At 41.8% G+C, this 4,729-nt stretch carries 2 protein-coding genes; both read left to right on the top strand.

Annotated features, from left to right (window positions below):
• The first annotated feature begins 1 nt into the window (after window position 1).
• On the top strand, window positions 2-3,118 hold the full coding sequence (locus RHS_RS28390; protein ID WP_395023630.1) for a glycoside hydrolase family 2 TIM barrel-domain containing protein: 3,117 nt from the start codon (window positions 2-4) through the stop codon (window positions 3,116-3,118).
• 220 nt (window positions 3,119-3,338) lie between these two features.
• Entirely contained in the window at window positions 3,339-4,700 is a 1,362-nt protein-coding gene (locus RHS_RS28385; protein WP_027295484.1) for an MATE family efflux transporter, read from the top strand.
• Window positions 4,701-4,729: the final 29 nt, after the last annotated feature.

The raw sequence follows: 4,729 nt of genomic DNA, 5'->3' as shown, positions 1-4,729 counted from the left end.
GATAATTCCAAGATATTATGAAGATTTGAAAGTTTTACACAAAAACACAATGCCGAACAGAAGTTACTATATTCCTGCTTCCGGCAGAAGAAATGATTTGGTGGGGAACAGAGAAGCATCTGACCGGTTTTTTCTGTTAAACGGAACCTGGAAGTTCCGGTATTATGGCAGTATTTATGATCTTCAGGAAGAGTTCTACCAGACCGGCTATCAGGCACAGAACTTTGGAGAAATACCGGTGCCGGGCGTATGGCAGAACTTTGGATATGACCGCCATCAGTATACGAATACCAGATATCCATTTCCCATGGACCCGCCTTATGTACCCCAGGATAATCCATGCGGAGCTTATCTTCATACTTTTGAATATCATAAATTACCGGAGGCTCCGAGGCAGTACCTGAATTTTGAAGGAGTGGATTCCTGTTTTTATGTATGGATGAACGGCGCATTTGTGGGGTATAGCCAGATTTCCCATGGAATGAGTGAGTTTGATGTAACGGATGTGATGAAAGAAGGCGAAAATAACCTTGCTGTTCTGGTCTTAAAATGGTGTGACGGCAGTTACCTGGAGGATCAGGATAAATTCAGAATGTCCGGAATTTTCCGTGATGTTTATCTTCTTGCCAGACCGGAAGAAATGCTATTCGATTATTTTGTAAAGACAGATATTTCCCAGGATAATGAAAGGGCAGAGGTTTGTGCAGATCTTATTTTTAGCAGCAGAGAGATTCCGGTAGAATACTGTCTGGAGGATCATCAGGGGAATATTGTTGCAGAAGGCAGATCACAGGGCAGTAAAATACAGTTTGCTGTCAGCCAGCCTGTATTATGGAATGCAGAACAGCCTTTTCTCTATACTCTGGTATTGAAAACGGATAATGAAGTGATTACAGAGCGTTTGGGATTCCGGAATATTACAATTCAGGACGCTGTTTTATATATTAATAATGTTAAAGTTAAGCTCCATGGAACAAACCGCCACGACAGCGACCCTGTTACGGGATCGGTAATCAGTGTTACCCAGATGAAAAAGGATCTTGAATTGATGAAACAGCATAATATGAATGCGATCCGTACCAGCCATTATCCAAATGCGCCTCAGTTTTATCAGTTATGTGACGAGTATGGTTTTTTTGTGATTGATGAGACGGACAATGAGAGCCACGGTACCGCTGATGTCTATATGACGGAGGAAGACTGGCTGCAGAGCTTTGCCCGTACGGCACATTATATTTCGGATAATCCAGATTTCATAGAATCCACATTAGATCGTGTTCAGCACTGTGTGGAGCGTGATAAAAACCGTCCGAGTGTTATCTGCTGGTCCATGGGGAATGAATGCGGGTACGGTTGTACTTTTGAAAATGCGCTGCGCTGGACGAAGGAGTTTGATCCTTCCCGTCTTACCCATTATGAAAGTGCTCTTCATGCAGATAAGAACAGGGAGAATGATTTTTCTAATCTGGATACTTTTAGCCGGATGTATGCATCTGTTTCTGAAATTCATGAATACTTTAAAAATGGAATGGATAAGCCGTTTGTACAGTGTGAGTATTGCCACGCAATGGGAAATGGACCGGGAGATCTTGAGGATTATTTCCAGGTAATTCAGCAGTATGATGGATTTATGGGAGGTTTTATCTGGGAATGGTGTGATCATGCAATCGATGTGGGAAAAACAGAACTGGGTAAGAAAAAATATGCCTATGGCGGTGATTCCGGTGAGTATCCTCACGATGGAAATTTCTGTATGGATGGACTGGTTTATCCGGACCGCATGCCTCATACAGGTCTGTTAGAATTTAAAAATGTACATCGTCCGGTACGGGTAATGCAATTTGCCCAGGATACCGGGGAGGTTACCATCCGGAATTTTATGGATTATTTAAACCTGAAAGACTATTTGACGATTACATATGCGGTACTGCAGGATGGAAAAATTATGGAATCCCGTGAGATTACAGATGCTGCATTGCTGGATCTGAAACCCCATCATGAGAAGAAGCTGTCACTTGAATTTACGATTCCAAAATCAGGAAAATGTTATTTGAAACTGGAATATCGGGCGGCTAAAACAGATGGTCCGGTTCAAAAAGGAGATCTGTTGGGATTTGATGAAACGGCTTTAGCCACTGAGGATAATTGCAATCAGACCGTGAAAGTTCTTCTGGAAAGTCTGAAAGATCTGGAGAAGAAAGATAATATTAAAAAAGAAATTATTAAGGAAGACAATATTAATAAAGAAAATATCAGTGAAGGTCTGATTACCCAGGAAGATGACCGTTATATATATATAAGCAGACCGGAGTTTTCCTACGTATATAATAAACTGACCGGGGCATTTGAGAAAATGGTATACCAGAATATGAATTATCTGGAAAAACCCATGGAATTTAATGTATGGAGAGCGCCTACCGATAATGACCGGAATGTGAAACACCTTTGGATGAAGGCAAATTACGATAAAATTGTTACCCGTGCCTATGAAACCAGTTACAGGACATGGGAGGGATGTGTGGAAATAAGCACCAGCCTTTCCCTCTCCGCAATTTATACGCAGCGGCTTGCTGAGATTCAGGTATGCTGGACCATTTATCCGGATGGAACAATTGGTACACACCAGGAGGTTCGCCGTCCTTCCGGCTTACCATTTCTGCCAAGGTTCGGACTTCGTCTTTTCCTGCCAAAAGAAATGGAACAGGCAGAATACACAGGACTCGGACCGGTTGAAAGCTACATTGATAAATGCCGCGCCAGCTATCATGGTAAATTCCAAAGTCTGATAGAGGAAATGCATGAGGACTATCTCCGTCCACAGGAAAATGGAAGCCACTATGATTGCGATTATGTGAAAATATGTGGAACCAGAGCAGAACTTACGGCTTACGGAAAAGAGACATTCAGCTTTAATGCCTCTGTCTATACGCAGGAAGAATTAACCCAAAAGGAACATAACTATGAATTAGTTCCCTCCGGGTACACAGTACTTTGCCTGGATTATATACAAAGCGGTATAGGTTCCAACAGCTGTGGACCGGAGCTGGCTAAGGAATATCGCTTAGATAAAGAAGAATTCGTGTTTGAGTGCTTTATAAAACCAGGTCGGTGTCAGTAAGGGATCAGATCATAAATAAATTTATGAAATAAATAAAGAACTGCCTCCAGTATGTAAGCATATTAAAGTGCTTTTGTCTGGCAGGGCAGTTCTTTTTTGCGGATCGATAGGAATTTTTGATAGTTTTTAATATATGAAAATATAAAGTAGTTTGGTATAATGTACGGGGCATATTTAGAAAAAATTTATGCGTTAACACGCTTAAGGAAGAGAGAAGAGAATGGAAGAGCAAACAGGGCAAGTGAGAATTAATACAACGTCCAGGGTATTTAAAATGTCAATTCCGATTTTTGTGGAACTGATGCTGCAGTTATTAGTAGGAAATATTGATCAGATCATGATCAGCCAGTATTCACAGAAATCGGTGGCGGCTATTGTAAACGGAAATCAGATTATGAATCTGGTTATTATTGTGCTGAATATGATCAGCATGGCAACCACGGTGATACTGTCTCAGTTCCTGGGGGCAAAGGATGACGAAAATGCATCTAAGACCTGTATGGTTTCGCTGACCTTGATAACGGGAGTCAGCGTTGTCATTACTCTGATTGTAATGCTGGCAAACAAGCCGATATTTACTATGATGAAGCTGCAGCAGGAAATCATGGGCGAGACCAGGTCATATCTGATGATCGTAGGCAGTTTTATTTTGGTTCAGGGGTTATACTTGAATTTTGCTGCAATTCTGCGTACATATACTTTAATGAAAGAAGTGATGTATGTTTCGGTAATTATGAATATACTGAATATAGCAGGGAACGCAATATTAATAAACGGATGGCTCGGATTTCCCCAACTTGGGATTGCAGGGGCAGCTACCTCTACGGTAATTAGTAAAACAATAGGACTTCTGCTGATTATTCTGTTGTTTGTAAAGAAAGTCCGGCTACCTCTTGGACTTCGGTTTTTAATGCCGTTTCCGAAGAAATTACTGGGGAATCTGTGTAAGATCGCTTTTCCGTCAGGAGCGGAGAGCTTTTCATACAATGTATCACAGATCTGTATTCTGGGAATTGTAAATACGTTTGGAACCATGGTAACGGCCACAAAGGGATATTGCAGCATTTTAGCAAATCTCTCATACGTTTATGCAGTTGCGCTTTCCCAGGCTACCCAGATTGTACTGGGATATTTATTAGGGCTTAAGAAGATTGAAGATATTCAAAAGAGGGTGTGGAGCACTATGAAAATCTGCCTCTGTGTCTGCCTTGGTGTGACCCTATTGCTATTTATAAACAGCAATCTGGTATTTCGAATGTTTACCAGCGATCCGGAGGTTCTGGCTTTAGGAAGAAGGATTTTATTTCTGGAATTCTTTTTGGAAATCGGCAGGGCAATTAATATTATTATGACACGTAGCCTCATAGCAGTGGGAGATGCAAAGACTCCGATGATCGCCGGGATTACAGGAGAGTGGCTGATTGCTTTTGGTATGGCTTACGTATTTGGCATAACATTTGGCTGGGGGCTCGAAGGGGTATGGATTGCTATGGCACTGGACGAGTGCACCAGAGGATTGGTTTATGTGATCCGCTTCCGACAGGCGAAATGGAAACGGCTGGCATATGGAAATGCTGCTTAAGCAGGTATGGAGATGCAGCCGGGAAAAGT

Origin of the sequence: Robinsoniella sp. RHS, assembly GCF_001029355.1 — a bacterium.
Taxonomy (GTDB): domain Bacteria; phylum Bacillota; class Clostridia; order Lachnospirales; family Lachnospiraceae; genus Robinsoniella; species Robinsoniella peoriensis.
The sequence above is the reverse complement of the archived record's forward strand: the minus strand, read 5'-3'. Positions and strand labels throughout refer to the sequence as shown.

Excerpts from the sequence above, each read along its gene's own strand:
- RHS_RS28385 (WP_027295484.1), top strand. The coding sequence starts at position 3,339 with ATGGAAGAGCAAACAGGGCAAGTGAGAATTAATACAACGTCCAGGGTA.